We start from the raw sequence: 26,493 nt of genomic DNA, 5'->3' as shown, positions 1-26,493 counted from the left end.
GGTGCGCGGTGCCGGTGCGCGGTGCCGGTGCGCGGTGCCGGTGCGCGGTGGGCGCGCGGCGGGCGCGCCCGCGCAGCCCGGTCAGCCCGGGTCCCTCTGCATAACTCCTGCAGATTCGCGCCGCGACGGATGCGCATCCGCGGAATTCCGGGGCCGGCCCAGGCCGGCGAGACCGAATTGCATGAGTTATGCAGCGGTGCGCTCGGCCACCGGGGGGGCTAACTCAGGAAAACCGGGTGCGATGGGCACCCGGCACCCGGATCAGTGCGGCGACGTACGGATGCCGCGGCGGATCTCCTGAGTTAGCCGCACGGGCCGGTCGGCGAGGCGCCCGCCCGGCGAGGCGAGGCGACCCGCCGCTCCGCCGCTCCGCCGACCCGCTGCTCCGCCGGCGAACCCGCCCTGCGACTACCCGGCGAAGGGGTCCGGGGTGAGGGTGTACTTCGTGGAGAGGTATTCGTGGATGCCCTCGAGTCCGCCCTCACGGCCCAGACCGGACTGCTTGACCCCGCCGAACGGAGCCGCCGCGTTGGAGACGACACCGAGGTTGAGGCCCATCATGCCCGTCTGCAGGCGCTCGATCATCCGCTGGCCGCGGGCCAGGTCCTGGGTGAACACATAGCTGACCAGCCCGTATTCGGTGTCGTTGGCGATGCGCACGGCGTCGTCCTCGTCCACGAACGGGGTGATCGCCAGGACCGGTCCGAAGATCTCCTCGTGCAGGATGTTGCTGCCCGGCGTGACGCCGGAGATCACGGTGGGCTGGTAGAAGGTTCCGATGCCGTCGATGGCGGAGCCGCCGGTGAGGAGCGTCGCGCCCCGGTCCACGGCATCCTGGACCAGCGCGTCAGCCTTGGCGACCGCGGCCTCGTTGATCAACGGGCCGATGTTGACACCGGCCTCGGTGCCGCGTCCCACCGTGAAGTCGTTGACGCGCTCGGTGACCCGGCGGGCGAACTCCTCCGCGATCGACTCGTGCACGATGAACCGGTTCGCTGCCGTGCAGGCCTGGCCCACGTTGCGGAACTTGGCGGCGATCGCGCCTTCGACGGCCTTGTCCAGGTCGGCGTCCTCGAACACGACGAACGGGGCGTTGCCACCGAGTTCCATCGAGGTGCGCAGCACGCCCTGCGCGGACTGCTGGATCAGCTTCTGGCCGACCGGCGTGGAGCCCGTGAAGCTGAGCTTGCGCAGTCGGGGGTCGGCGATGATCGGGTCGGACACCGCGCCCGAGGTCGACGTCGTGATGACGTTCACGACGCCGGCCGGGAGTCCGACCTCCTCAAGCAGTTTCACGAAGTAGAGGGTGGTCAACGGGGTGAGCGCGGCCGGCTTGATCACGACGGTGCAGCCCGCGGCGAGCGCCGGGGCGATCTTGCGGGTCGCCATCGCGAGCGGGAAGTTCCAGGGGGTGATCAGGAAGCACGGCCCGACCGGGTGCTGGGACACGATCATGCGGCCCGTGCCCTCGGGGTTGGTGCCGTAACGGCCCGTGACGCGCACGGCCTCCTCGCTGAACCAGCGCAGGAACTCGCCGCCGTAGGCCACCTCGCCGTATGCCTCGGAGAGCGGCTTGCCCATCTCGATCGTCATCAGCAGGGCGAATTCGTGCTTGCGCTCCTGCATCAGGTCGAAGGCCCGGCGCAGGATCTCGCCGCGAACGCGCGGCGGGGTGGCGGCCCAGCTGGCCTGCGCGTCGACGGCGGCGTCGAGGGCGGCGGCGCCATCCGCGACCCCGGCGCTGGCAATGGTCTTGATGACCTTGCCGGTGGCCGGGTCGTGCACCGTGAGGGTCGCCCCGTCGGCGGCCGGCACCCACTCGCCGTTGATGAACAGTTCGTTGGGAACGTGCTGGAGCAGCTCCGCTTCGGTCACGTGCGTCATTGGTTCTCCCATGGTCGTGTCTTCCCGTCGGTTGACGGTGAAATTCTATCCAAGCCACCGGCTCCGGGTGCGTCCCGGGATTCCGGAGCGCGGCGCATCCGTCGGCCGGCCGCCGGCGCGTCGCCCGGCAGTCAGGTTCCGAACAGGGGCAGCAGCATCCCGCCGGCCATCATCGTCATCGCGAGCGCCATGCTCACGTGCTGGGCTGCCTCCAGCCTGTCAGCAACCGCGATCCCCCGCGACCCCGCCGCGCGCCGCGCCGACCGAACGGCGCTGACCGCCAGGGCGACGGATGCCGCGGCCGCCAGACCGCCGAGCAGCAGTCCGCCCGCTCCGGACAGCGCCAGGCCGTGCCCGCCGTGTGCCGCCGCGTGCACCGCGCTGTGCACCACGCCGTGCAGCACGCCGTCGCTGGCGGGGCTGCCCGCGGCGACCAGCCCCGCCGGGCCGGATGCGGTGACGGATGCGACGGTACCGGCACCTGTACCAGTAGCGGCCGGCAGCATGGCGACCCACATCACGGCCATCAGCAGCAGGGCTGTGGCATGGTGCGCGGCCGCGACTCGCCGTCGCCGGTCGAGCAGGGCCAGCAGCGCCGCGGCGACCATCAGCGCGACCCAGGCCAGCGGGTGCAACCCGGGCGTCCCCGGCAGGACCATGTCCACGGTCGAGGCCGCCATGAGCACCATGGCGGGCACGGCCACGAGGGTGCGGCCGGGTCCGCGCAGCGCGGCCAGCGCGCACACGACGCCCAGGCCGGCCGCCACGATGGCAGCGACCACGCACACGGACACGGACACCCAGATCGCACTCATTAGACCCCAAGATAGGGCGGTCTCGCCCGGGAGTCTTGCCTGTCGGCGCACGGATCCAGGGCGCCAGCGCACGGGTGTCTCACTCGTCCGGAGTTCCAGCGCGCCAGCGCACGCGTGTCTCACTCACCCGGAGTTCCGGCGCGCCAGCGCACGGTGGCCAACTCAGGAGATTCGTTATGAGACCCGGTTGCCGCCGCACTCGTCCGGGCGGAATCGGCCGCCCGCGACCGAATCTCCTGAGTTAGCCCCGGGAGGCAACGCATAACTCCTGCAATTCGGCCTCCGCCGCGGCAGGGTCCCCCGGAAATCCGCGGAAGTTGCTGCGCGGCCCGGCAATCTGCAGGAGTTAGCACGGGCGAAGGTTACGGGAGGTGGGAGGAGGCATGGGCGAGGGCGAGCGCGAGGGCATGGGCGAGGGCGAGGGCATGGGCGACGGCATGGGCGAGGGCGACGAGAACGCGGGGCCGCGGGGCCGCGGGGCCGCGGGTGCGAGAATGGCGACGTGTCGACGCCAACGAGTGAGATCAGCCAGCCCGCTGCGAAAGCGGTGCCGCATTCGCAGACCCTGTCCCGCGGCATCCGTGTGCTGGAGATTCTGGCGGACTCCGACACGCCCCTGACCATCGCCGAGGTGGCCGCCGCCCTCGGCGTGCACCGCTCGATCGCCTATCGAATCCTGCGCACGCTCGAAGACCACGGGGTCGTGATCCGGGATGCCGCCGGCGCGGTCCGACTCGGCCCGAGGATGGCCGCACTCGCCCGCGGCGTCTCCCGGGGCCTGCAGTCCGCGGCGCTGCCCGAACTGACGAGCGTCGCCAACGACCTAGGCATGACGGCGTTCGTCGCCGTGCTCGACCGGCGGGAGGTCGTCACCCTGGTCAGCGTCGAACCCAGGCAGGCGCATGCGACGGTCGCGCAGCGCCCGGGCACGCGGCATCCGCTCGATCGCGGGGCGCCGGCCATCGCCATCCAGTCGGTGCTCTCCGCTGACGAGTGGGCCGGGCTGGGCGACGAGGCGCGCCGCAGCGAGGCGCACTCCGTGCGAGAACGGGGCTTCGCCACCAGCCACGACGAGGTCATCCCGGGGCTGGCGTCGGTCGCCGTGCCGCTGACGGTTCCGGGCGAGGCGCCGGCAGCCCTCGCCGTGGTCTACCTCGGCACCGGGCGCAGCGCCGCCGAGATCGGCGCCCGGCTCACGGCTGCGGCCGCCGCCATCACCGCCGACCTGCGTTAGGCGCCCAGACTTCCAGCGGCCCGGTCCCGCGGCATCCCGCAGCATCCGGTCGGGGCCCGCGCCCTCGACCGGCATTCCGCCCGGCACGCCCGGCACGCCCGGCACGCCCGCCCGCAGCATCCGGTCGGGGTCCGCCCCGTCGACCGGCATTCCGCCCGGCACGGCCAGCGGCCCGCACACCCCGCCGGGCTACCGGCCGCCCCAGGCCACCTCGCCCAGAATCCCCTTTGGATAATATACGATCTGTGATACCGTTCTGGAATCGCGCGAGATCGCGCATGAACCCGCAGTGAATTGCAGCTGACACAGCACTCACACAGCACAGACCGCAGTGAAATACGAAGGAGTATTCCATGGCATTGACGACCGATCACACCCAGGCCGAGAACAGGACGAACGCCAAACGGCGCGAGGAACGCCGCGTCCTGGCCGGCACGATGGTGGGCACCACCATCGAGTGGTACGACTTCTTCATCTACGCGCAGGCGGCCGGCCTCGTGCTGGCCGGGCTGTACTTCGCCCCGCTCGCCAATGACAACGCCGGTCTGGCGCAGCTGATCGCCTGGGCGTCCCTCGGCATCAGCTTCCTGTTCCGCCCGCTGGGCGCCGTGGTCGCCGGGCACCTGGGCGACCGCCTCGGCCGCAAGGCCATGCTCGTGCTCACCCTCGTCATCATGGGCGCGGCCACCGCGCTGATCGGCCTTCTGCCGACCTTCGAGCAGATCGGCGTCTGGGCACCGATCCTGCTCATCCTGCTGCGCATCCTGCAGGGCTTCTCGGCCGGCGGCGAGTGGGGCGGAGCCGCGCTGATGAGCGTCGAGCACGCCCCGGTCAACCGCCGCGGATTCTTCGGGGCCTACCCGCAGATCGGCGTGCCGACCGGACTCATCCTGGCGACCGGCGTGATGCTGCTCGTCACCTCCTCGATGAACGAGGAAGCCTTCCTCTCCTGGGGCTGGCGCATCCCGTTCCTCGTCTCCCTGCTGCTGATCATCGTCGGCTTCGTCATCCGCCGCTCCGTCGACGAAAGCCCCGTCTTCCAGGAGATGCAGGACCGCAAGAAGGAATCGGCCGCCCCGCTGCGCCAGCTCTTCTCCGACCACTGGCGCCAGGTCATCCTGACCGCCCTGATCTTCATCGCCAACAACGCGGCCGGTTACCTCCTGATCGCGTTCTTCTCCTCCTACGCCACGAAGCCGGTCGAGGCCGGCGGCCTGGGCATGGAACGCTCCCCGGTGCTGCTCGCCAGCACCATCGCCGCCGTGTTCTGGCTCGCGTCGACGATGTTCGGCGGCATCCTCTCCGACCGGATCGGCCGCATCCGCACCTTCCAGTTCGGCTACGGCTGGCTGTTCATCTGGGCGATCCCGATGTTCCTGCTGATCGACACCGGCAACATCCTCTGGTTCACGGTCGCGCTCGTGGTCCTGGCCAGCGGCCTCGGCTTCTCCTACGGACCGCAGGCCGCCCTGTACGCGGAGATGTTCCCGGCCCAGGTGCGCTACTCCGGCGTCTCCATCGGCTACGCCCTCGGCGCCATCCTCGGCGGCGCCTTCGCCCCGCTGATCGCACAGCTGCTGCTGGACGAGACCAGCTGGTCCCCGTCGATCGGCATCTACATCATGGTGCTCGCCACCATCTCCTTCATCGCCGTGACCGCGGTGAAGGAGACCCGCGGAGTGCCGCTCGGCATCTCCCAGCACGACTAGACCCGACCAGCACGACCAGCACGACCAGCACCACCCGCACCACCCGCACCACCCGCACCACCCGCACCACCAGCACCACCCGCACCACCCGCACCACCCGCACGACCAGACGCGACACACGCCAGCACGACGAGAAGGGCCGCCGCACTTGACGACATCACCCACATCCGCCAGCACCCTCGGGACGCCGGGCAAGATCATCGCCCTGCACCTGAACTACCCGAGCCGGGCCGCCCAGCGCGGCCGCACACCCAGCCAGCCGTCCTATTTCCTCAAGCCGGCGTCGTCGCTCAGTTCCAGCGGCGCGCCGGTCGAGCGGCCGGCCGGATGCGAGTTGCTGGTGTTCGAGGGCGAGATCGCGCTGGTCATCGGGCGCCGCACCCGCGGCGTCCCACCCGAGGACGGCTGGGCGGCGGTCTCCCACGTCACGGCGGCCAACGACTTCGGCGTGTACGACCTGCGCCACGCGGACAAGGGCTCGAACCTGCGCTCGAAGGGCGGGGACGGTTTCACCCCGGTCGGCCCGGCGCTGCTGTCGGCGCAGGACCTCGACCCGGCCGCGCTGCGCATCCGCACCTGGGTGAACGGCACCCTCGCCCAGGAGGACACGACCGCCGACCTGCTCTTCGGGTTCGGCCGGCTCGTGGCCGACCTGTCCCAGCTGATCACCCTCGAACCCGGCGACCTGATCCTCACCGGCACGCCCGCCGGATCCTCGGTGGTCGTGCCCGGCGACACGGTCGAGGTCGAAGTGGATGCCCCGGGCGCGCCGGGAGCGCCGAGCACCGGCCGCCTGGTCAGCCCGATCACGGCGGGATCGGTGCCGTTTCAGGACTTCGGGGCGAAGCCGCTGGTCGACGATCTGCAGCGCACCGAGGCCTGGGGGTCGGCCGAGGCGGCCGGGCTCGCCCCGGCATCCGTCGCCGCGCCGGCGTTCGACCTCACGGCCGAGCTGAAGGCCCGGATCAACAGCGTCGGCACCGCCACCCTCAGCGCCCAGTTGCGCAAGAGGGGCCTCAACGCCGTGTCGATCGACGGCCTGGGGTCCACCCGGCCGGACGCCCGCCTGGTCGGCCGGGCCCGCACCCTGCGGTACATCCCGGCCCGGGAGGACCTGTTCGAGTCGCACGGCGGCGGGTACAACGCCCAGAAGCGCGCGTTCGACTCGCTCGGCACCGACGACGTGCTCGTGATCGAGGCCCGCGGCGAGCTGGGCACGGGCACGGTCGGCGACATTCTGGCCCTGCGCGCCCAGGTGCGCGGCGCCGCCGGGATCGTGACGGATGGCGGCGTGCGCGACCTCGCGGCCGTCACCGCCCTCTCCATCCCCACTTACCACGCCGGACCGCACCCGGCCGTGCTCGGACGCCGGCACGTGCCGTGGGACACCGACCTGACCATCGCCTGCGGCGGCGCCTCCGTGCAGCCCGGCGACGTGATCGTGGGCGACGCGGACGGGGTGCTCGTGATCCCGCCGCACCTGGTCGAGGAGGTCGTGGCCGCCGCCATCGTGCAGGAGCACGAGGAGACGTTCATCGCCGCCATGGTCGCGGCCGGGCACGGCGTCGACGGGCTCTACCCGATGAACGCGGACTGGAAGGCGCGCTTCCGGGACTGGGCGAAGGAGCAGGCATGACGATCTCGACCGGCGCCCAGACCACGGATGCGTCCCTGAGCAAGGCGCAGCTCGCCCACCAGTGGATCCGGGAGCGCATCACCGACGGCAGCTTCAGCCCGGGCTACCGCCTCGTGCTCGGGCAGATCGCCCGCGAGCTGGGCGTCAGCACGGTGCCGGTGCGGGAGGCCATCCGTTTGCTGGAGGCCGAAGGCCTGGTCACGTTCGAGCGCAACATCGGCGCCCAGGTGGCCATGCTCGACGCCACCGAATACGTCTACACGATGCAGACCCTCGGCCTGGTCGAGGGCTACGCCACGGCGCTGTCCGCGCCGCTGATGGACGCGGACACGCTCGAACGCGCCCGGCTGATCAACGCGGAGATGGCCGACTGCCTGGACCACTTCGACCCGGTCAGTTTCACCCGGCTCAACCGCGACTTCCACTCGGCCCTGTTCGAGGCGTGCCCGAACGCGCACGTCCTCGATCTGGTGCACCGCGGCTGGAGCCGGCTCGGCACCCTGCGCGAATCGACGTTCAGTTTCGTGCCCGGCCGCGCCCAGGAGTCGGTCGCCGAACACGCGGCCCTGCTCGACCTGATCGAGAACGGGGCCGACCCCCTGCAGGTCGAACTCGCCGCGCGCAACCACCGGCTCGGCACCCTCGACGCCTTCCTGGCCCGGCAGCACCCCGCCGCCGCCGCATCCGCAGCAGCACCCGCACCCGCACCCGCACCCGCACCCGCACCCGCACCCGCACCCGCCTAACCCACCTCTACCTGTTCCCGTTCCGGTCGAGAGTGCCCGTTGCACCGGTCACTCTCGACCGGAACGGGCACACTCACCGGGTCTTGAACGACTTGACCACACTTGCTCCGAAGGGAAAAACAATGAAGTTCCGCACCGACCCGAGCCAGATCAAGGGCTCCATCGCGCCGCTGATGAGCCCGTTCACCGCCGACGGCGCCGTCGACCACGCCGGACTCACCAACCTGGTGAACTGGCAGCTCGCCTCCGGCACCCACGGCATCTCGCTCGGCGGCTCCACCGGCGAGCCGAGCTCGCAGACCATCGCCGAGCGCGCCGCCGCCATCCGCACGGTCGCCGCCGCGATCGGCGACCGGGTGCCCTTCATGCCCGGCACCGGTTCCGCCAAGCTCGACGAGACCCTCGAGCTGACCGCCGCGGCCCGGGACGCCGGCGTCGACGCCGCCCTGATCATCACCCCCTACTACGCCCGGCCCACCCAGGAAGCCCTCTACGTCTGGTACAAGACCGTCGCCGAGGAGTTCCCGGACCTGCCGATCGTGGCCTACAACGTGCCCAGCCGCACCGCCGTGGACATCGCCCCGGAGACCATCAATCGGCTCTACCGCGACTTCGACAACTTCGTCGGCGTCAAGGAGACCACCAAGGACTTCGAGCACTTCTCCCGGGTGCTGCAACTCTGCGGCCCCGAGCTGCTGGTCTGGAGCGGCATCGAACTGCTCTGCCTGCCCCTGATGGCCCTCGGCGGCATCGGCTACATCAGCGCCACCAGCAACATCGCGCCGGTCGCGCACGTCGAGATGTACAACGCATGGATGGCCGGCGACATCGAGACGGCCCGCCGCATCCACTATGGCCTGCACCCCCTCGTCGACCTGCTCTTCGTCGAGACCAACCCGGCACCGGGCAAGTGGGTGCTCGAACAGCGCGGCCTGATCGAGAGCGGCTTCGTGCGCCCACCGCTGATCACCCCGACGGATGCGGGCATCGCGAAGATGAAGACGCTCCTGGCCGCCGGCGAACCGTACCTCTCCCCCGTCGACGGCTTTCAGGTCGCCGGCTTCACCCCGAAGGCGGCCTGAGCCATGACCGAGACAGTCCAGACAGCGCCAGCCACCGCAACGGCGACGGCGACCACGCCGGTCAGCCGGCACGTGCCCGAAAACCTGCCCACCCGCATCCAGCACTTCATCGGCGGACGCTTCGTCGACAGCGTCTCCGGGGCGACCTTCGATGTGCTCGACCCGGTGTCGAACCAGACCTACGCCACCGCCGCCGCCGGCCAGAAGGAAGACATCGACCTCGCCGTCGCCGCCGCGACCGAAGCCTTCGTCAACGGCCCGTGGCCCGGCATGAAGCCGCGCGAGCGCTCCCGCATCCTGAACAAGATCGCGGATGCCGTCGAGGCCCAGGACGCCCGCCTCGCCGAACTCGAGACGTTCGACACCGGCCTCCCGATCACCCAGGCCCTGGGCCAGGCGAAGCGCGCGGCGGAGAACTTCCGTTTCTTCGCCGACCTGATCGTGGCGCAGACCGACGACACCTACCAGGTGCCGGGCAGCCAGATCAACTACGTCTTCCGCAAGCCGGTCGGCGTGGCCGGACTGATCACCCCGTGGAACACCCCCTTCATGCTGGAGAGCTGGAAGCTCGCCCCCGCGCTGGCCTCCGGCTGCACGGTCGTGCTCAAGCCAGCCGAGTTCACGCCGCTGTCGGCGAGCCTGTGGGCCGAGATCTTCCGCGCCGCCGGGCTGCCCGACGGGGTGTTCAACCTGGTCAACGGGCTCGGTGAAGAGGCCGGCGACGCGCTGGTCAAGCATCCGGATGTCCCCCTCATCTCGTTCACCGGCGAGACGACCACGGGCCAGACCATCTACCGCAACTGCGCCGCGAACCTCAAGGGCATGTCGATGGAGCTCGGCGGCAAGTCCCCGGCCGTCGTCTTCGCCGACGCCGACCTCGATGCCGCGCTCGACTCGACCCTGTTCGGGGTGTTCTCGCTCAACGGCGAGCGCTGCACTGCCAGCAGCCGGATCCTGGTGGAACGCCCCATCTACGAGGACTTCTGCGACCGCTACGCGGCCCGCGCAGCCAACATCGTGGTCGGCGACCCGCACGATCCGAAGACCGAGGTCGGCGCGCTCGTGCACCCCGAGCACTACGCGAAGGTGATGAGCTACGTCGAGATCGGCAAGTCCGAGGGCCGGCTGCTCGCCGGTGGCGGTCGCCCGGAGAACCTGCCGGAGGGCAACTACGTCTCCCCGACCGTGTTCGCGGATGTCGCCCCGACCGCCCGCATCTTCCAGGAGGAGATCTTCGGACCCGTCGTGGCGATCACCCCGTTCGACACCGACGAGGAGGCCCTCGAGCTGGCCAACGGCGTCAAGTACGGCCTGGCCGCCTACATCTGGACCAGCAACCTCACCCGGGCGCACACCTTCGCGCAGTCGATCGAGGCCGGCATGGTCTGGCTCAACTCGCACAATGTGCGGGACCTGCGCACCCCGTTCGGCGGGGTGAAGGCCTCCGGTCTCGGCCACGAGGGCGGCTACCGGTCGATCGACTTCTACACCGAGCAGCAGGCCGTGCACGTGACCCTCGGGTCCGTGCACACCGCCCGCTTCGGCGCGCACTAACCCCCTTCCGATCGCGTGAGGGGTCCCATATCGACCTTCCTTGGCCCTGCGAAGGTCGATTTGGGACCCCTCACCTGATTCCCCGCCACTACGCCAACCGACTGAAACTCAACGAGGAGGATTCCATGACCACCACCCCCATCCCCACGCCCACCGCGACCCCGCCGGACATCCTGCGCTGCGCCTACATGGACATCGTCGTCACCGACCTGGCCCGCTCGCGCGCGTTCTACGTCGACGTGCTCGGCCTCGTCGTGACCGAGGAGAGCGACACCGAAATCTACCTGCGCAGCTTCGAGGAGTTCATCCACCACAACCTCGTGCTGCGCCAGGGCCCCGTCGCCGCCGTCGCCGCGATGGCGTTCCGGGTGCGCGCCCCCGAAGATGTGGGCCTGGCCGAGGCCTGGTACCAGGAGCTCGGCTGCCGCACCGAGCGCCGCACGAACGGGTTCGTCAAGGGCATCGGAGACTCCGTGCGGGTCGAGGACCCGCTCGGCTTCCCCTACGAGTTCTTCTACTCCGTGGAGCACGTCGAACGCCTCGCCTGGCGCTACGACCTGCAGGGCCCCGGCGCCCTGGTGCGCCTGGACCACTTCAACCAGGTCACCCCCGACGTGGGACGCGGCCGCGGCTACCTCGAGGACCTCGGCTTCCGGGTCACCGAAGACATCCAGGACGATGACGGCGTCACCTACGCGGCCTGGATGCGCCGCAAGGACACCGTGCACGACACCGCCCTGACCGGCGGCGACGGCCCGCGGATGCACCACATCGCCTTCTCCACGCACGAGAAGCACAACATCATCTACATCTGCGACAAGCTCGGCGCCCTGCGGATGTCCGACGTGATCGAGCGCGGCCCGGGCCGCCACGGCGTCTCGAACGCGTTCTACCTCTACCTGCGCGACCCCGACGGCCACCGGGTGGAGATCTACACGCAGGACTACTACACCGGCGACCCGGACAACCCCGTCGTCACCTGGGACGTGCACGACAACCAGCGCCGCGACTGGTGGGGCAACCCGGTCGTGCCCAGCTGGTACACGGATGCCTCGCTCGTGCTCGACCTGGACGGCAACCCGCAGCCGGTGATCGCCCGCACCGAGTCCAGCGAGATGGCCGTCACGGTCGGCGCCGACGGCTTCTCGTACACCCGTAAGGACGACGTCGAGCACGGCTTCAAGCTGGGCAACACGCTCTAGCGGCCCACTCCGGCCGCCCGTTCCGGCCGCTCCCCGTCTCGTGAGTGTGCCCGTTCCGGTCGAGAGTGCCCGTTGGAACGGGCACTCTCGACCGGAACGGGCACTATCGGGGGCGGACTGCGGGCGGGTCAGACTCTGCGGAGAGGGTGGGGCGGAGCGGGTCAGCGGGTCAGACTGTGCGGAGCTCGCCGCGCACGATCGAGTCGCCGGAGTGCGCCGGGTTGCCGTCGTCGGGCTCGGCGGACACGTCGACCAGCGGGAACTCGGACAGGTCCACTCCGTCCGGAATGGCGAAGTGGCCACTGTCACCGTCGAGCAGGCCGATGCTGATCAGCCCGGACGCGTCCGACTTGATCAGCCACACTTCCCGGAGCCCGGCATCCGTCGCCCCGGTGACATCGACCACCACCTCGCGGTGGCCATCGGCCGTCTTCTCGACCTGGGCGACGCCGCTGGCCGTCCAGCCGGGGAACGGGTCCAGTTCGGCCGTCGCAATCACCGGTGCCGGGGCCTGTTGCCGGAGGGATTCCCACCAGATTCCGCCGCCGATTCCTCCGACGAGGCCGACGATTCCCGCCGCCACCGCCACGGGCAGCCAGACCCGGCGACGACGGTGACGGGCGTGCGATCGCGACCCGGCCCCGATATCGGTGACGGATGCCGACTGTCCCGCCTGGTCAGGACCAGGGGTCGGTCCAGGCTCGGCTACGGCGGCGCGCTCGGGCTCGGGCTCGGCAGTTGCCGACGGCTCGGCTCTCGCTCCCGGCTCGGCAGGCTCTGCAGCTGCGGACGGCTCGGACTCCGCTCCCGGTTCGGCGAGCTCGGCCGGCTCGGCAGGTTCGGTGAGCTCGGCCGGCTCGGCCGGCTCGGCCGGCTCGGCCGGCTCGGCCGCCGAAGCGTAGTCGGCGAGCCGCGGCGACGCGGCAACGGCGTCGGTCAGGCCGAGTGCGGAGTGGATCCGCCCCCAGACCTGGTCGCCGGGCTCGACGAGTCGCACTGTGCGGACGGACCGGCCGACGGCCACCGTGTGCTGGAGCGAGATCAGTTCCAGGGCGCACTCGGGGCTTCGCCCGGGGCGGGGGTGCAGCCGGTGAGCAGCACGAGAGCCACAGCGAGCGCTGGGATGCTGCCCGCTGTGGCTCTCATGGTGTCTGTTCCTCGTCCGGCGGGTGTCAGCGGCGGGCGCCGGCGGCGCGGCGCATGCCGACAACGGCTGCGGCGACGAGCCCCATCATGAGGGCCGCGAAACCGCCGACCATCAGTCCGGTCGATTTGCCGGTCTGGTTGGTGGCGACGAGGCCGCCCTCACCGGCGGGGATGCTGTCCGGGTTCGAGTGGAGCCCGTTGATCGTCTGCACGGCGAGCGCCAGGTTTTTGTCGGTCAGGCTGCCCCAGGCGTAGACGATCGTGTTCGTGCCCTCGGCGACGTTGACGTCTGCCGGGCCGATCACCGGGTCGGTGGTTCCGGTCGCGGCGACGGCGGCCGAGATGGTGCCGGCCGGCAGCACGAGCATCGACTCGTTCGGGTTCACCAGATTGGTGATCGCCGCGGCGCCGTTGGCCAGGACGTCGACCGCGGGGGCGGCGGCCACGTGGCGAACCGTCAGACGGCCCTCACCGGCGGCGAGCTGCGAGATGTCGTTGGTGAACAGCGTCGCGGTGGGTTTGCCGTCCGCCTGGAGGTGAGCCGCGGCGGTGTAGTTCTTGCCGGCCTCGAGCGGAAGGTCCACCGGCCCGATCACGGGAGCGCTGGCATCCGTCGCATCGGATGCGGTGATGGCGACCTTGTAGGTGCCGGCGGCGAGATCGAGCGGGCCGGCGAGGTCGCCCGGCTTGAAGTCGTCGAGGGTGAGCTTGTCGTTCACGTAGACGTCGACGGTGAGGCCGGGAACTCCGTGCAGCACGGACAGCTTCGCGACGTCGTCGGCCGCCTGGGCCGGTGCGATACCGCCGAGCGCGACGAGGGCGCCGAGGGCCCCGGCCGTCATGCCGATCTTGAGGGACTTGTGCATCGTTTCCTCCTGCTTGGGTCTGTAAGGGGGGTCATTCTGGGGAGGGAATCTGTCCCTCTCTTACCCTTACTTCTCCCGCCAGCCCGAAAACGGATGCACATGCATAGAAAAACATTTCGGTGCGGCTGGATTTCGGTGCGGTCAGACGGATGCGTCCCGGGCGGCCGCGCGGTGCAGCGAGATGTCCCGGCGGAAGATGACCATGACCAGCCCCAGCGACACCGCCGACACGGCAGCCCCGCCCGCGAACATGACCTGGTAGCTGAGCCAGGGCTCGAGCAGGGACAGTCCCAGCGGCACGAAGAAGCCGAGGTAGGTGATGCCGTAGTAGACGGCGGTCAGCCGGGCCAGGTGGTCCGGCGGCGCGATCCGCTGCACCTCCTGCAGGCCCGACACCATCAGCAGGCCGTAGGCGGCGCCGAGGAGGGCCGCGGCCGGCAGGATCAGCCACAGCCGGGGCGGGTTCACGGCGACGGATGCGAGCAGCAAAGACCCAACGGTCAGCATCAGGGCGACCATGATGCCGCGGGCGTTGTGCCCCGCGGTGATGCGGTGGCTGAACAGTTGCAGGGACGCGCCCGCCACGAGTGCCACCACGCAGAGCAGGGCCGCGAACGCGACCGGCGCGGACGGGATCTGTCCGGCGGCCAGTGCGGGCAGCACGGCGTACGCGGTCGTGGCCGTTCCGAAGACCCAGGGTGCCACGGGCACGATCAGGAGCAGGAATCGCGGGTACGGGGAGGTGGCCGGGTGGGCCGCCGGCAGGGGGCGGGCCGCGATGCCCCGGCCCCGGGACTCCGGGGTGCGCAGCAGCAGCAGGCCGAACACCACGGCGATGACCGTGTGCGCGGCGTAGGGCAGCACGCCGGGGAAGGGGGCCCACTGGGCCAGCGCGCCGGAGCTCGCCGCCCCGAGGGCGAACCCGAGGGACAGCGCGATCGTCGCCCGCCGCGCCCCCGAGGCCCGGTCGGCCCGGAGGTCGAACGGTTTCGCGGACAGTTCCTTCACCCAGCTGGTGCCGACGGCCATGGCCAGGCCGAGGGCGACGCCGGAGAGGATGCGGCCGGCCAGCAGCATCGGCACGTTGCCCGCGGACAGCGCCAGCAGCACGCTCCCCCCGATCGCGATCCAGGGCGCGGGCAGCATCAGCGGCCGGCGGCCGAACCGGTCAGACAGCGGTCCGGCGATCAGCAGCGCCGGGATGATGCCGAGCACGTAGGCGCCGAGCAGCAGGTTCGCCAGCTGGTTCGAGAACCCGTCGGCCTGGCGGTACATCACCAGCAGCGGGGTGAACTCGTTGCCGCCCCAGGCGACCGCGAAGATCGCCGCCGCCGGTGCCAGCCAGTGCCGCCCGGCCGTCGAGCCCGCACCGGTGGTCGGGCCGGTCGAGACCGCGCCCATCGGCGTTTTTCGCGTCGCATCCTGGATGTCGGTTGTCATGACGGTCCCCCGGTCGGCATTCGGCGGCTTCGGCGGCGAGGCACGCATTGCCCACCCTACGGGAGGCAGCACGGCTCGCTTCGCCAGACGGCGGTGAACCAATCACTGGCGACGACGTCCCGTCGGGTGTACCGTTCCTTTAGCCGATCGACCCCGTCTACACCCCACGTTAATGGGAGTCTCCCGTGCGCCGTATGCCGAGCACCCTCTCCGTCGCCATTACCGCAGCCGTTGCCGCCGCCTCGATCCTCGGCCTGGCCGCCCCCGCCGCTGCGGCCGATCCGCTTACGTTCGCCGTCATCGGGGATGTCCCGTACGGCTCGACGCAGCTCAGCCAGCTCCCCACCGAGATCGCGAACATCAACGCAGACCCCGCGGTGCAAACCGTGTTCCATGTCGGCGACATCAGCAGTCCGCTGGACTGCTCCAATTCCTACTACTCCCTGATCAGGAACCATTTCAACACCTTCTCCGATCCGATGATGTACACCCCCGGCGACAATGAGTGGGCCGACTGCTCACGCGCCCTGGTCGGAGCCGGCAACCCGCTCGAGCGTCTGGCGGCGCTCCGCTCCATCTTCTTCCCGAACCCCGGCGTCACGCTCGGCCAGAACAAGATGGCGGTGACCGCACAGGCGGGCTACCCGGAGAACGTCACCTTCCAGCAGGGCGCCCTGACGTTCGCGATGCTGCACATCGTCGGCAGCAACAACGACCTCAACACCTGGTCCGGCTCATCCAGCGTGGGCACCGCCCAGAGGGACGAGGTCACCGCCCGAACGAACGCGGTCATCTCCGAGATCCACACCGCCGTCGCGAACGCGAAGGCCAACGGCAGCCGCGCGGTGGTCTTTCTCACCCAGGCGGATATGTTCATCCCGGGCACCGGGAACTCGACCTACAAGCAGGCGTTCCAGCCGATCGTGACGGCACTCGCGACGGACAGCCTCAGCTTCGGCAAGCCCGTCTTCCTGTTCAACGGCGACACTCACGGGTTCGTCAACGACCAGCCTCTCAACCGGACCGACAACAAGTGGACGTCCTTCTACGGCACGGTGAAGGTGCCGAACTTCACTCGCATCACCGTCCAGGGCGGAACGTCGGAATGGGCGAAGATATCGGTGGTCGGTACGCCGAACGTGCTGCAGATCCAGCGGATTCCGTACAGTTCGACCCCGCCGCCGCCGCCGGCGAACGTGGCGCCCGTGGCGGCGTTCTCCAGCACCGTGGCCGACCTCACCGCGTCGTTCGACGCGTCCGGATCGAGCGACTCGGACGGCACGATCGCGTCCTACTCGTGGGACTTCGGCGACGGCGCGACCGGCACCGGGGCAACGGCAAGCCACCCGTATGCCGCGGCGGGCACATACCAGGTGACCCTGACCGTTCAGGATAACGGCGGGGCGACCGGGACGATCACGCACGGCGTCACCGTCACCGACCCGGGCACCCCTCCGCCGCCTCCGCCTCCGCCTCCTCCGCCGCCGGCCGGAACCGCCTACGCGACGGACTCGTTCACCCGCACCGTGGCGAACGGGTTCGGCACCGCCGACACGGGTGGGGCCTGGACGACCAGCGGCACCGCCGCGAACTTCTCCGTCACCGGCGGCACCGGCACCATCGCCCTTCCCCGCGGCGCGAACCGATACGCCTACCTCACCGGGGTGTCCGCCACCGACACCGAGATGACGGCCACCGTTACGTTCAACCGGCCCGGATCCTCGAGTGCCTACGTGGGCCTGATCGGCCGCCGCGTGGGCACCGGCAGCTACGGCGCCCGGGCCGTCGTGAGCTCCGCCGGATCCGTTCAACTGCAACTCCAGCGCAGCACCGACACCGTGCTGCGCTCGGTCAGCGTGACCGGCCTCACCTTCAACTCCGGCGACCAGCTCCAGTTCCGGCTCCAGGTCACCGGCACCTCACCGACCACCATCCAGGCCAGGGTCTGGAAGACCGGCACGACCGAGCCCGGAGCCTGGCAGGCCAGCATCACCGACACCACCAGCGCACTCCAGACCGCCGGCTCCATCGGCCTCTACAGCTACCTCAGCAGCAGCAGCACCTCCACCAGCCTCCCCATCACCTTCGACAACCTCTCCGCCGGACCCACCGGCTGATCGCCGGCTCGTCGGGGGGCCGACCGAATTGGGTAGCTTTTCGGTGAGTCTCCGGATACTGTCCCCTGCGACGCCGTCCACCCGAACGGCGCGGGCTGCCGGCTACCCACCGGGGCTCCCACCTTCCATTGAAGGGTCATCCAATGACGGCTGGACGAGTGGCGCGCGGCGCCTCCATCGCTGTTGTTCTCGCCACGATCGCCGGATCGGTGCTCGTCGCCACCCCGGCATTCGCCGAACCCGGCGGGGTGGTGATCTCCGAGATCAATTACCACGCCGCCTCAGACCTGGACGCCGACGACTGGTTCGAGCTGACGAACACGTCCTCGAGCGCCATCGACGTCTCGGGCTGGACCATCACCGACGCCGTCACCGCGACGTTCCCCGCGGGGTCCACGATTCCCGCACACGGCTACTTCGTCGTGGCGGCCAATGCCGTCCAATTCCAGACGACCAACGGGTTCGCACCCAACGCCGTGTACGGCGCCTTGACGAAGTTGAAGAACAGCACCGGCATCATCACCGTGAAGGATGCCTCGGCGGCCACCGTCGACACGGTGACGTACTCCGACGCCGGCCTCCCCGGCTGGCCCGCGTCCCCCGACGGAACCGGACCGACGCTCGAGCTTAGCGACCTCCTCTCCGACAACACGCAGGCGGCCAGCTGGGGCGCCAGCGCCGTGAACCTCGGCACCCCCGGCAAGGTGAACTCGATCAACGGCGCGGGCCCAACCCCGGAAATCACCGAGGTCACCGCCACCCCGGCGCGCCCGGCACCCAACGAGCCCATCACCGTCTCGGCCCGGCTGAAGCCCGGATCGAGTGCGAACCTCGTCTACAAGGTCATGTTCGGCGCGGACGCCTCCCTCCCGTTCCGCGACGATGCGGCTAGCCCGGGCGGAGCGGGTGACGGCGTCTACTCCGCCACCATATCCGGCCAGGCTGCCGGCAATCTCGTCCGGTACCGGATCGAGGCCGACGCCGCGGGCGTCGCGTATTCCCTTCCCGCGGACGGTGCGTCGATCAGATACCTCGGCGTCGTCGTGACGTCGGGCGTCAGCACCCAGCTGCCGGTCATCGAGTGGTTCATGGCCGATTCCGTCTACAACGACATCCTCGCCAACCACCGGACGGACGACTTCCAGGGTGCGGCCGTGTGGTCGTACAACGGGCAGGTCATCGACAACGCGCTGATGAACGTGCGCGGAAACACCTCACGCACGGCCGCCAAGGTCAACTGGAAGGTCGAGCTCCCCAAGGGGTACACGTTCGACCTGGGCGGCGCGCTCCCGTACCCGCTCGACGAGTTCGCCCTCCAGAACTACTCCGACAACTTCGCCGACGTCTCCTGGGCGACCGTGCGTGCCGCCGGCAACCGCGGCCTCAACATCCTCCCCGTCCGCACCCAGCGGAACGGCGCCTTCTGGAGCCTCGGCCGCATCATGGAGACCATGGACGGCTCCTGGCGCGACGCCCAGGGCGTCAGTGACTGGGCGATCTACAAGGGCGATGCCGGAAGCCTCGGCGCGACGTCCTCCCCGGCCGTCCTCGAGGCGAACGCCTGGCTGGACAAGAAGACCCGAAAGAGCGAGGACTTCACGGATGCGTGGACCCTGTCCAACACGGTGGACGCCAACCCGTCCGCCGCGCAGCAGGCCTGGATCTACAAGAACGTGAACGTCCCCGAGCTCGTCAACTACATGGCGACCAACTCGATCATCCGCCACCAGGACAGCGGGTGGTACAACTGGTGGATCGCGCGCGACACCGCCGGCACCGGCCGTTGGGAGATGTGGCAGTGGGACCTCAACTGGACCTTCACCACGCCGGCCAGCGACGGCAAGGGACTGTTCCTGACCCCGGACACCTCCAATAACTTCACGCAGGCGATGCTCGCCTACCCCGAGATCAAGGAGATGTTCTACCGCCACCTCCGCACCCTGGCCGACCAGTTCCTCCCACCCGGCCAGTACGAGGCGCAGTGGGACGCGATCACGTCCAAGACGCAGGCCGACTGGAACCTCGACCGTGCCAAGTGGGGCGGTTACACTCCGGCGTCTGCCCGGACGGCCTTCCTCGCCGGCCTGGCCGACCGCCGCAACGCGATCAACAACAACACTGGCACCGGAAAGCCGGTCCCGACCTCACAGTCGGCGAACGCTGCCGTCGTGATCAACGAGATCATGCACAGCGCGGCGAACACCGGCGGCGACTGGCTGGAGCTCGCGAACCCGGGCACCACGGCGGTCGACATCTCGGGCTGGAAGATCAGTAACGGGGTCAACCTGACGATTCAGCCCGGCACGGTCATCCCGGCCGGCGGTCGCATGGTGTTCGTCGAAAACGACAAGGCCTTCAGTGCCGCGTACCCCACCGGGAACCGGCTGGTCGGCGGCGAGTTCGTCGGCGACCTCAGCGGCGACGGCGAGGCGCTCACCCTGATGAACGGCGCGAACGTCGTCGACACGGTGACCTACGGCGCGACCGCGCCGTGGCCGGCGGCAACCGGCGGCCCCTCCCTGGAGCTGGTGTCACCGACCGCGGACAACGCGGACCCGGCCAACTGGCGGGCGACCTCGACCACGGGCGGCACCCCCGGATTGGTGAACACCGCGGGTGGCACACCGACGAACACCCCGCCGACCGCCGCGTTCACCGCGACCCCGAACGGGCTCGGAGTGAGTGTGGACGGCTCCACGTCGAGCGACCCGAACGGATCCGTCACCGGCTACTCCTGGAACTGGGGCGATAACACCGCCGCGGGCACCGGGGTCACGGCGACCCACACCTACGCCACGGCCGGCACCTACACGGTGACGCTCACGGTGACGGACAACGGCGGCGCCACGGGCACGACCATACGCTCGGTCACCGTCGGGAGCGTCACACCCCCCGCGGGCACGGCGCTGGCGCAGGACTCGTTCACCCGGTCGAGCACCAACGGGTTCGGCACCGCCGAGACCGGTGGGGCATGGACCGTCAGCGGAACCGCGAGCAACTTCGCGGTGAGCGGCGGGACGGCGAACATCACACTGCCGCAGGGCAGCAACCGTTTCGCCTACCTGGCGTCGGTGTCCTCATCGGATACCGAGGTGCGGGCGACCGTGGGGTTCCCCCGACAGTCCGCGAGCAGCAACTACGTCGGCCTGATCGGCCGCCGGGTGGGCACCGCGACCTACGGGACACGAGCCGTCATCGGCGCCAATGGGTCGGTGCAGCTGCAGCTGGTGAGAAACACCGATATCCAGATGCGGGCGGTGACCGTCGCCGGTCTCACCTACGCCACCGGTGATCGGCTCCAGTTCAGGCTACAGGTGACGGGGACGTCTCCGACCACCATCCAGGCGAAGGTCTGGAAGGTGGGCACCGCGGAGCCGGCGAACTGGCAGGCCACCGTCACCGATGCGACCGCCGGACTGCAGTCGGCCGGCTCCATCGGCCTGTACAGCTACCTCAGCAGCTCCGCCACGCCGACCTCACTCGTCGTCTCCTTCGACGACCTGTGGGCCGGTGCGACGGGCTCGGCCCCGACGGAACCCCCGGCGACCAACGCCGCACCGACGGCGGAGTTCACCGGGACCCCCAACGGGCTTGCCGCGAGCTTCGACGGCAGCGCCTCGAAGGACTCGGACGGGACGGTCGCGTCCTACGCCTGGGACTTCGGCGACGGGACGACGGCCACCACCGCCACACCCACCACGAGCCACACCTACGGCGCGGGCAACACCTACCAGGTCAGTCTCATCGTGAAGGATGACAAGGGCGCAACGTCGGCCCCGGTCACCCACCCGGTGACCGTGACCGGGCCGGTCACGCCGCCGCCGCCGGGGCCGGCCGCCTTCGCCACTGACGCCTTCGGTCGCACCACGACCAACGGCTTCGGCAGCGCGGACACGGGCGGCGCCTGGACGGTGACCGGGACCGCTTCCGACTTCGCAGTGAACGGCGGAACGGGCACGGTCAACGTGGCGGCGGGGGCGATCCGCACGGCGGTCCTCGGGGGCGTGTCCTCGACGAGCACCGACCTCACTGCCTCGGTGGCGTTCCCCCGACCCACGGCGAGCAGCGTCTACGTGGGAGTGATCGGCCGGCAGGTCGGTACCAACTCCTACGGTGCGCGGGTCGTGGTGGGCACCACCGGGGCGGTCCAGCTCCAGCTGGTGCGCAACAACGATCAGCTGATCGGCTCCACGATTGCCACCGGTGTCACCCTCAACACCGGGGACCGGCTGCAGTTCCGGGTGCAGGTGACCGGGACGGCTCCGACCACCATCCAGGCGAAGGTCTGGAAGGCGGGGGCTGCCGAGCCGGCGACCTGGCAGGGAACGCAGACCGACAACACCGCGGGGCTGCAGTCCGCGGGATCCCTCGGGCTGTACACCTACCTGAGCCGCACCGGGATGCCGGCCCCGATGACCATCTCGTGGGACGACCTGCGGGCGGCGCCGACCGCCTGATCGGGTGGCTCAGACAGTGGTGGGCGGGCTACGGCTCGCCCACCACTTCTGTGTGCGCCTGAACGTGGAGCATGCATCCGCCCCGGCGATGACCTGGGCAGGGGCTCAGGCCAGGAACTCCAGCGCGGCCCGTTTGAACTCGCGGGAGGTGAGCGTGTTCACGTGGTCCCGGCCGGGCAGCTCGCGGTACTCGGATCCGCGCGCGCGGGCGAGGTCGGCCACCCCGGTGGGGATGGCGTCCGCGCCGCCGGCGACGTAGAGCACGGGGATCTCGGCGGGCACGTCGAGCGTGGCGCCGGCCACACCCAGCACGCAGGCCGCGAGGGCCTCACGGTCGGCGCCGGCTCTGAACGCCGAACCGAGCACCGCCGCGATCGTCGGTTCGGTGGGGAGGGTGTCGTCGGCGACGAAGCGGCGCACGGCATCCGTGTCCCAGGTCTCGAACAGTTCGACCGGTCCCGCCCCGCCGAGAACCATGCGGCGCACCCGATCCGGGGCCAGCCGGGCCAGGGCCGCGGCCACCCTCGCACCCATGGAATAGGCGACGACGTCGACCTGGTCCAGGCCGAGGGCGTCGAGCACGACGACGAGGTCGGCGGCGAGCTGCCGCGGCACGTAGTCGATGCCGCGATGCGGTTTGTCGCTGCGGCCGTGACCGCGCAGGTCCGGCGTGATCACGCCGCGCCCCGCGTCCTGCAGCGCCCGCACCCAGCCCGTGCCGGCCCAGGTGATCTCGGCCGTCGACGCGAACCCGTGCACCAGCAGGATGGGGCGCTCCCCCGGCGCGACGTCGTACGCAATGCGCACGCCGTCGAGGCGCCGGGCGTACGCCGTGTCCGCGGCCATGCCGATGCCGGCGCCGGCCCCCGAATCCGACCCGTTGGTTGAGCCTTCCCCGACCACGCCTAGTCGACCACGTCGGACGTGACGAGCACCGCACCGGCGTGGGCCAGTTCGGCCAGGGCCGCGTCGCTCGATTGCGGGGCGACGCCGGCCACGAGGTCGGTCAGCACCCGCAGGTGCTGCCCGTGCTCGAGCGCGTCCAGGCCGGAGGCACGCACGCAGTGGTCGGTGGCGAGGCCGACGATGTCGATGTCCGTCACGCCGTTGGCGATGAGCAGCTCGCCGGTCTTCTCCCCGCCCTCCGAGACGCCGTCGAAGATCGAGTAGCCGGGTCGGCCCTGGCCCTTGCGGATGTGGATGGTGGTATCGGGCAGCAACAACGACGGGTGGTACTCGGCGCCGGGGGTCCCGGCCACGCAGTGCACCGGCCAGGTGCCCGTGAAGTCGGGCTCGCCCGACAGGGCGAAGTGGCCGGCGTTGTCGCTGTCGGGGTCGTGCCAGTCGCGGGACGCGAAGACGGCGTCGTAGGCATCCGGATGCGCCGCCAGCAGCGCACTCACTCCCGCGGCGACCGCAGACCCGCCCTCCACGGCGAGGGCACCGCCCTCGGTGAAGTCGTTCTGAACGTCGATGATGAACAGGGCCCTGGTCACGGGGTGGCTCCTTCGCTCGGCGGATGCGTCGATCAGCCGGTCAGTGGCTGACTGGTCAGGTGTTGGCTGGTCAGGTGTTCGACAGGTTGTCGCCGCAGCGGAAGAAGCCTGCGGTGATGGTGTCGAGCGCCTGCTTCGCATTATCGCTCACATCACCGAGCGCGTAAACGGCGAAGGTGAGCGGCGTGCCGTCGGCGGCGTGGATGATTCCCGAGAGCGTGTACCCGGTGTCGATCCAGCCGGTCTTGGCGAAGACGGCGCCGTCGGCGACCGCGTTCTCGCCCGTGAACCGGTCGCTGTAGGACAGCGATCCGCTGGGCCCGCCGGCCACGGGCAGACCGTCGAAGATGACCCCGAGGTTGCCCTCGCGGGCGTTGATCTTGATGAACAGGCGGGTCAGGTAGGACGGCGGCACGGCGTTGTCGTCGCTCAGTCCCGACCCGTCGGCGATCAGGATCCCCGAGGTGTCGAGGCCGTAGGGGGCGAGTCCGGCGACGGTGGACTGCTGCAGGGACTCGAACGTGTTGCCGGCCCCGGACTTGACCGCGACCAGGCGGGCGAGCATCTCCGCGAGCGCGTTGTCCGAGACGGTCAGGGACTGCTGGATGAGCGTCGACACCGGCTGCGACTGCACGGATGCGAGCTGGCGGGCGCCGGCCGGGGCCGTGCCACGGCTGACGCTGACACCGCCGCCCAGCTCGTCCGCGAAGGCCGCACCGGCCCGCCCGACCGGGTCGCCGCTGCGCGCGGAGGTGCTGCGCGAGGGGTTGTCCCGGTCGCCGTCGACCTGGAGCGCCGTGATCTCTGGCATGTAGCCGTCGGAGAGTTCCTTGCGGTCCCAGCTCGGGTCCCAGCCGGGGCCGCCGAACAGGGAGGAGTCGAGGATGAGGGAGGTGAGCGGCGGGTTCGCGGGGTCGGCCTGCCAGGCCGCGATGGTCTGGTCGGCCAGCTGGTCGAGATGGGCGGCCCCGGCGTACACGGATTCTTCGCCGGAGGGCGTGCGGGACAGGGTCAGGTCTCCCCCGCCGACGAGGACCACCGATCCCGGCGCGCTGCCGGCGACCACGGTCGTCGTGGCGCGGTAGTCGGGGCCGAGGACGCGGAGCGCGGCCGCGCTGGTCAGCACCTTGAGCACGCTGGCGGTGCGCGACGGGGTGTCGCCGCCGCGGTCGAAGAGCACCTCTCCGGTGGTCGCGTTGACGACCTGGGCCTGGAAGTTCGCGAGCCTCGGATCGGCGGCCAGGTCGGCGACGGAGCAGGTGCGCAGCGGGCTTGCCGCCGTGGCCGCGGTCGGCACCGGGCGGGCCGGCGGGGGCGCCTCGCTCGGAGCGGGCGTGCTCGTGGTCGTGCTTGTGCTGCTTCCGGCCGCCGCGGGTCGGAGAGGCGCCGGGGCGCCGGTGGCCGCGCTGGCGACAACGGCGCCGGTGCCGAGCAGCGCAAACAGGCCGGCAGCCGCCGCGATCCGGGTGGCGGTACGGTGCCGGGCGAAGAAAGCGGCGATCCCGGCGCGCGCTCGGGCAGGGCGGTTCAGCGGGGGATCCTGGTCTGACACCCCCGTACTTTACCGTCCCCCTACGTGTCAGGGTGAGTTGAGGCCAGTAGCTCAGAGCAAGTCCGCCGTTTGACGTAGGGCGAGAATCAGGAAGTCCCACCATGTCCAGCCCATCGTTGATCGCCGTGCGCGACGATAGTCCCATGAACAACAGCAGTCCTGGCCCCCGCGCGGGCGGCCCCACGCCCCGGCGGTCGTTCACGCCGAAGCAGAAACTCGACCACCTCGCCGCCTACGAGGACGCCATCTCCCGGAACGGCGGCGGCGCGTATCTGCGGGAGCAGGGCATCTATTCCTCCCAGATCACGGAGTGGCGAAAACTACGCGATGCCGGGGTGCTGCAGGGCAAGAAACCCGGGGAGAAGATCGGCCGGCTCACGCCCGAGCAGGCCGAGATCGCCCGGCTCCGCCGCCAGCTTGAGTTGACGGAACGGAGGTTGGAAACGACGGGGGTGGCGTTGGAGACCATGTCAAAAATGCACGAGCTACTCGAAAATCTTTCGAAGAGCTCGCGGGACGAAACACCACACACGAAACCGTGATGACCACCTACCGCGACCTCACCAGCCACGGCATTCCGACGCGGACGGCCGCCAGCCTGGTCGGGTTACCGCGGGCGACCGCGACCCGGACACCCCGCACCCGGGCCGCCCGGCAGGTGGTGGTGCCGGCGAACCGGCTCGATGTCCTCGCGCGGGCCCGCATCCTGACTGTGGTGAACTCGGCCCGGTTCGTGGATTTGCCGCCGATCCAGATCTACGCGCAGCTGCTCGACGAGGGCGTGTATCTGGCGTCAATCTCAACGATCTACCGGGTATTGGCCGAGAACAAGCAGGTCAAGGAACGCCGCCGACTGGCCCGCCACCCGGCCCGCGCGATCCCAGAACTTGTCGCCACAGCCCCCGGCCAGGTCTATACGTGTTATGCCGACATTGTGATTATGCCGATGTTGGTCTCCGATCCCAGCTTCCAGGCGGGGACTGGGCTGAAAAGGTCGGCATAATCAAGCGCAAGTACTTCGACGCCTACGTGATGATCGATATTTACTCCTGCTACATCGTCGGCGCGAAGGTCCATCCGGCGGAGTCCGCGGTCCTCGCCACCGAGATGATGACGGAGACCTTCTCCATCCATGGCACCCTGCAGGTCGTCCACGCCGACCGGGGCACGTCGATGACGAGCAAGACCGTCGCCGCGCTGCTCTCAGATCTGGAGGTCACCAAGTCGCATTCCCGGCCTCGGGTCAGTAACGACAATCCGTTTTCGGAGGCGTGGTTCAAGACGCTCAAATTCGCCCCCGTGTTCCCGGAATCCTTCGGCAGCCTCGGCGATGCCCGACGCACCCAGGATTACGTCGTCAAACGCACCAGCGAGGGCAAAGGCGAGAAGGAGATCATGCGCTGCCTCAAGCGCTACGTCGCCCGCGAAATATACCGCGTCCTGCAAAACCCACGGCTCGGCCTGCTAACCAACGACCTGCGTCCACGGCGCCTCGCATTGCACCTCACCCAGACCGCAGTAGCACTCGAGCTGAGCGCCTGGCCCAAAGCCATCTCG

The 26,493-nt window shown here is 70.1% G+C and carries 20 protein-coding genes; 12 read left to right on the top strand and 8 right to left on the bottom strand.

What is annotated here, in order from left to right; translation table 11 throughout:
* Positions 1-408 precede the first annotated feature (408 nt).
* Positions 409-1,884 (bottom strand): NAD-dependent succinate-semialdehyde dehydrogenase, encoded by a 1,476-nt coding sequence (locus tag E3O49_RS15190; protein ID WP_134366601.1) that lies wholly within the window; start codon positions 1,882-1,884, stop codon positions 409-411.
* Between the two features lie 131 nt (positions 1,885-2,015).
* Positions 2,016-2,699 (bottom strand): hypothetical protein, encoded by a 684-nt coding sequence (locus E3O49_RS15185; RefSeq protein ID WP_134402514.1) that lies wholly within the window; start codon positions 2,697-2,699, stop codon positions 2,016-2,018.
* Between the two features lie 583 nt (positions 2,700-3,282).
* Here E3O49_RS15185 and E3O49_RS15175 point away from each other — a divergent pair.
* The 7 genes from E3O49_RS15175 (at position 3,283) to hpaD (ending at position 11,862) form a co-directional block, all read left to right on the top strand.
* Entirely contained in the window at positions 3,283-3,933 is a 651-nt protein-coding gene (locus tag E3O49_RS15175) for an IclR family transcriptional regulator (RefSeq protein ID WP_370261698.1), read from the top strand.
* Between the two features lie 353 nt (positions 3,934-4,286).
* On the top strand, positions 4,287-5,642 hold the full coding sequence (locus tag E3O49_RS15165) for an MFS transporter (RefSeq protein WP_134367297.1): 1,356 nt from the start codon (positions 4,287-4,289) through the stop codon (positions 5,640-5,642).
* A 148-nt stretch (positions 5,643-5,790) separates the two neighbouring features.
* On the top strand, positions 5,791-7,278 hold the full coding sequence (locus tag E3O49_RS15160) for a fumarylacetoacetate hydrolase family protein (protein WP_134367295.1): 1,488 nt from the start codon (positions 5,791-5,793) through the stop codon (positions 7,276-7,278).
* Positions 7,275-8,024, top strand: a complete 750-nt coding sequence (locus E3O49_RS15155) for a GntR family transcriptional regulator (RefSeq protein ID WP_134451860.1) — start codon at positions 7,275-7,277, stop codon at positions 8,022-8,024. The genes E3O49_RS15160 and E3O49_RS15155 overlap by 4 nt, the downstream gene beginning before the upstream one ends.
* Positions 8,025-8,146: 122 nt before the next feature.
* Positions 8,147-9,106: a 4-hydroxy-tetrahydrodipicolinate synthase gene (gene dapA / locus E3O49_RS15150; RefSeq protein ID WP_134367291.1), complete on the top strand. Its 960-nt coding sequence runs from the start codon at positions 8,147-8,149 to the stop codon at positions 9,104-9,106.
* A gap of 3 nt (positions 9,107-9,109) precedes the next feature.
* The gene (gene hpaE, locus E3O49_RS15145; protein ID WP_134367289.1) at positions 9,110-10,660 is read left to right on the top strand and encodes a 5-carboxymethyl-2-hydroxymuconate semialdehyde dehydrogenase; all 1,551 of its coding nucleotides are present in this window, start codon (positions 9,110-9,112) and stop codon (positions 10,658-10,660) included.
* Positions 10,661-10,785: 125 nt separating this feature from the next.
* A complete protein-coding gene (gene hpaD, locus E3O49_RS15140; protein ID WP_134367287.1) occupies positions 10,786-11,862 on the top strand; it encodes a 3,4-dihydroxyphenylacetate 2,3-dioxygenase in 1,077 nt (358 codons plus the stop codon).
* A gap of 169 nt (positions 11,863-12,031) precedes the next feature.
* Here the strand turns inward: hpaD and E3O49_RS15135 are convergent, their stop codons facing one another.
* The 3 genes from E3O49_RS15135 to E3O49_RS15125 form a co-directional block, all read right to left on the bottom strand.
* The gene (locus tag E3O49_RS15135) at positions 12,032-12,859 is read right to left on the bottom strand and encodes an anti-sigma factor domain-containing protein (protein ID WP_134451858.1); all 828 of its coding nucleotides are present in this window, start codon (positions 12,857-12,859) and stop codon (positions 12,032-12,034) included.
* A 175-nt stretch (positions 12,860-13,034) separates the two neighbouring features.
* Positions 13,035-13,874: a DUF4397 domain-containing protein gene (locus E3O49_RS15130; RefSeq protein WP_134367284.1), complete on the bottom strand. Its 840-nt coding sequence runs from the start codon at positions 13,872-13,874 to the stop codon at positions 13,035-13,037.
* A 141-nt stretch (positions 13,875-14,015) separates the two neighbouring features.
* Positions 14,016-15,314: an MFS transporter gene (locus E3O49_RS15125; RefSeq protein WP_241978623.1), complete on the bottom strand. Its 1,299-nt coding sequence runs from the start codon at positions 15,312-15,314 to the stop codon at positions 14,016-14,018.
* A 194-nt stretch (positions 15,315-15,508) separates the two neighbouring features.
* On the opposite strand from E3O49_RS15125, the gene E3O49_RS16865 reads away from it, so the two are divergent.
* Complete coding sequence (locus tag E3O49_RS16865) at positions 15,509-17,431, top strand: PKD domain-containing protein (protein ID WP_198416041.1); 1,923 nt, start codon at positions 15,509-15,511, stop codon at positions 17,429-17,431.
* Between the two features lie 143 nt (positions 17,432-17,574).
* Positions 17,575-21,888: a lamin tail domain-containing protein gene (locus E3O49_RS15115; RefSeq protein ID WP_134367282.1), complete on the top strand. Its 4,314-nt coding sequence runs from the start codon at positions 17,575-17,577 to the stop codon at positions 21,886-21,888.
* A 105-nt stretch (positions 21,889-21,993) separates the two neighbouring features.
* Here the strand turns inward: E3O49_RS15115 and E3O49_RS15110 are convergent, their stop codons facing one another.
* The 3 genes from E3O49_RS15110 to E3O49_RS15100 all read right to left on the bottom strand — a co-directional run bounded on the left by E3O49_RS15110 (position 21,994) and on the right by E3O49_RS15100 (position 24,936).
* Entirely contained in the window at positions 21,994-22,734 is a 741-nt protein-coding gene (locus E3O49_RS15110; protein ID WP_174235718.1) for an alpha/beta fold hydrolase, read from the bottom strand.
* 59 nt (positions 22,735-22,793) lie between these two features.
* Positions 22,794-23,384 (bottom strand): isochorismatase family protein, encoded by a 591-nt coding sequence (locus E3O49_RS15105; protein ID WP_134367280.1) that lies wholly within the window; start codon positions 23,382-23,384, stop codon positions 22,794-22,796.
* 70 nt (positions 23,385-23,454) lie between these two features.
* The gene (locus tag E3O49_RS15100) at positions 23,455-24,936 is read right to left on the bottom strand and encodes a D-alanyl-D-alanine carboxypeptidase/D-alanyl-D-alanine-endopeptidase (protein ID WP_241975821.1); all 1,482 of its coding nucleotides are present in this window, start codon (positions 24,934-24,936) and stop codon (positions 23,455-23,457) included.
* Positions 24,937-25,037: 101 nt separating this feature from the next.
* On the opposite strand from E3O49_RS15100, the gene E3O49_RS15095 reads away from it, so the two are divergent.
* From E3O49_RS15095 to E3O49_RS15085, 3 genes are all read left to right on the top strand, one after another.
* A complete protein-coding gene (locus E3O49_RS15095; RefSeq protein WP_134451856.1) occupies positions 25,038-25,478 on the top strand; it encodes a hypothetical protein in 441 nt (146 codons plus the stop codon).
* Positions 25,478-25,939 carry a hypothetical protein gene (locus E3O49_RS15090; protein WP_134402505.1) on the top strand — a complete coding sequence of 154 codons (462 nt, stop codon included), beginning with the start codon at positions 25,478-25,480 and terminating at the stop codon, positions 25,937-25,939. Before E3O49_RS15095 ends, E3O49_RS15090 begins: the two co-directional genes overlap by 1 nt.
* A gap of 29 nt (positions 25,940-25,968) precedes the next feature.
* The coding region (locus E3O49_RS15085) for a DDE-type integrase/transposase/recombinase (RefSeq protein ID WP_134367274.1) at positions 25,969-26,493 on the top strand (525 nt) is incomplete at its 3' end.

The organism is Cryobacterium shii (genome assembly GCF_004402595.1).
In the GTDB taxonomy this organism is placed as follows: Bacteria; Actinomycetota; Actinomycetes; order Actinomycetales; family Microbacteriaceae; genus Cryobacterium; species Cryobacterium shii.
This window is presented reverse-complemented; position numbering and strand designations above follow the sequence as displayed.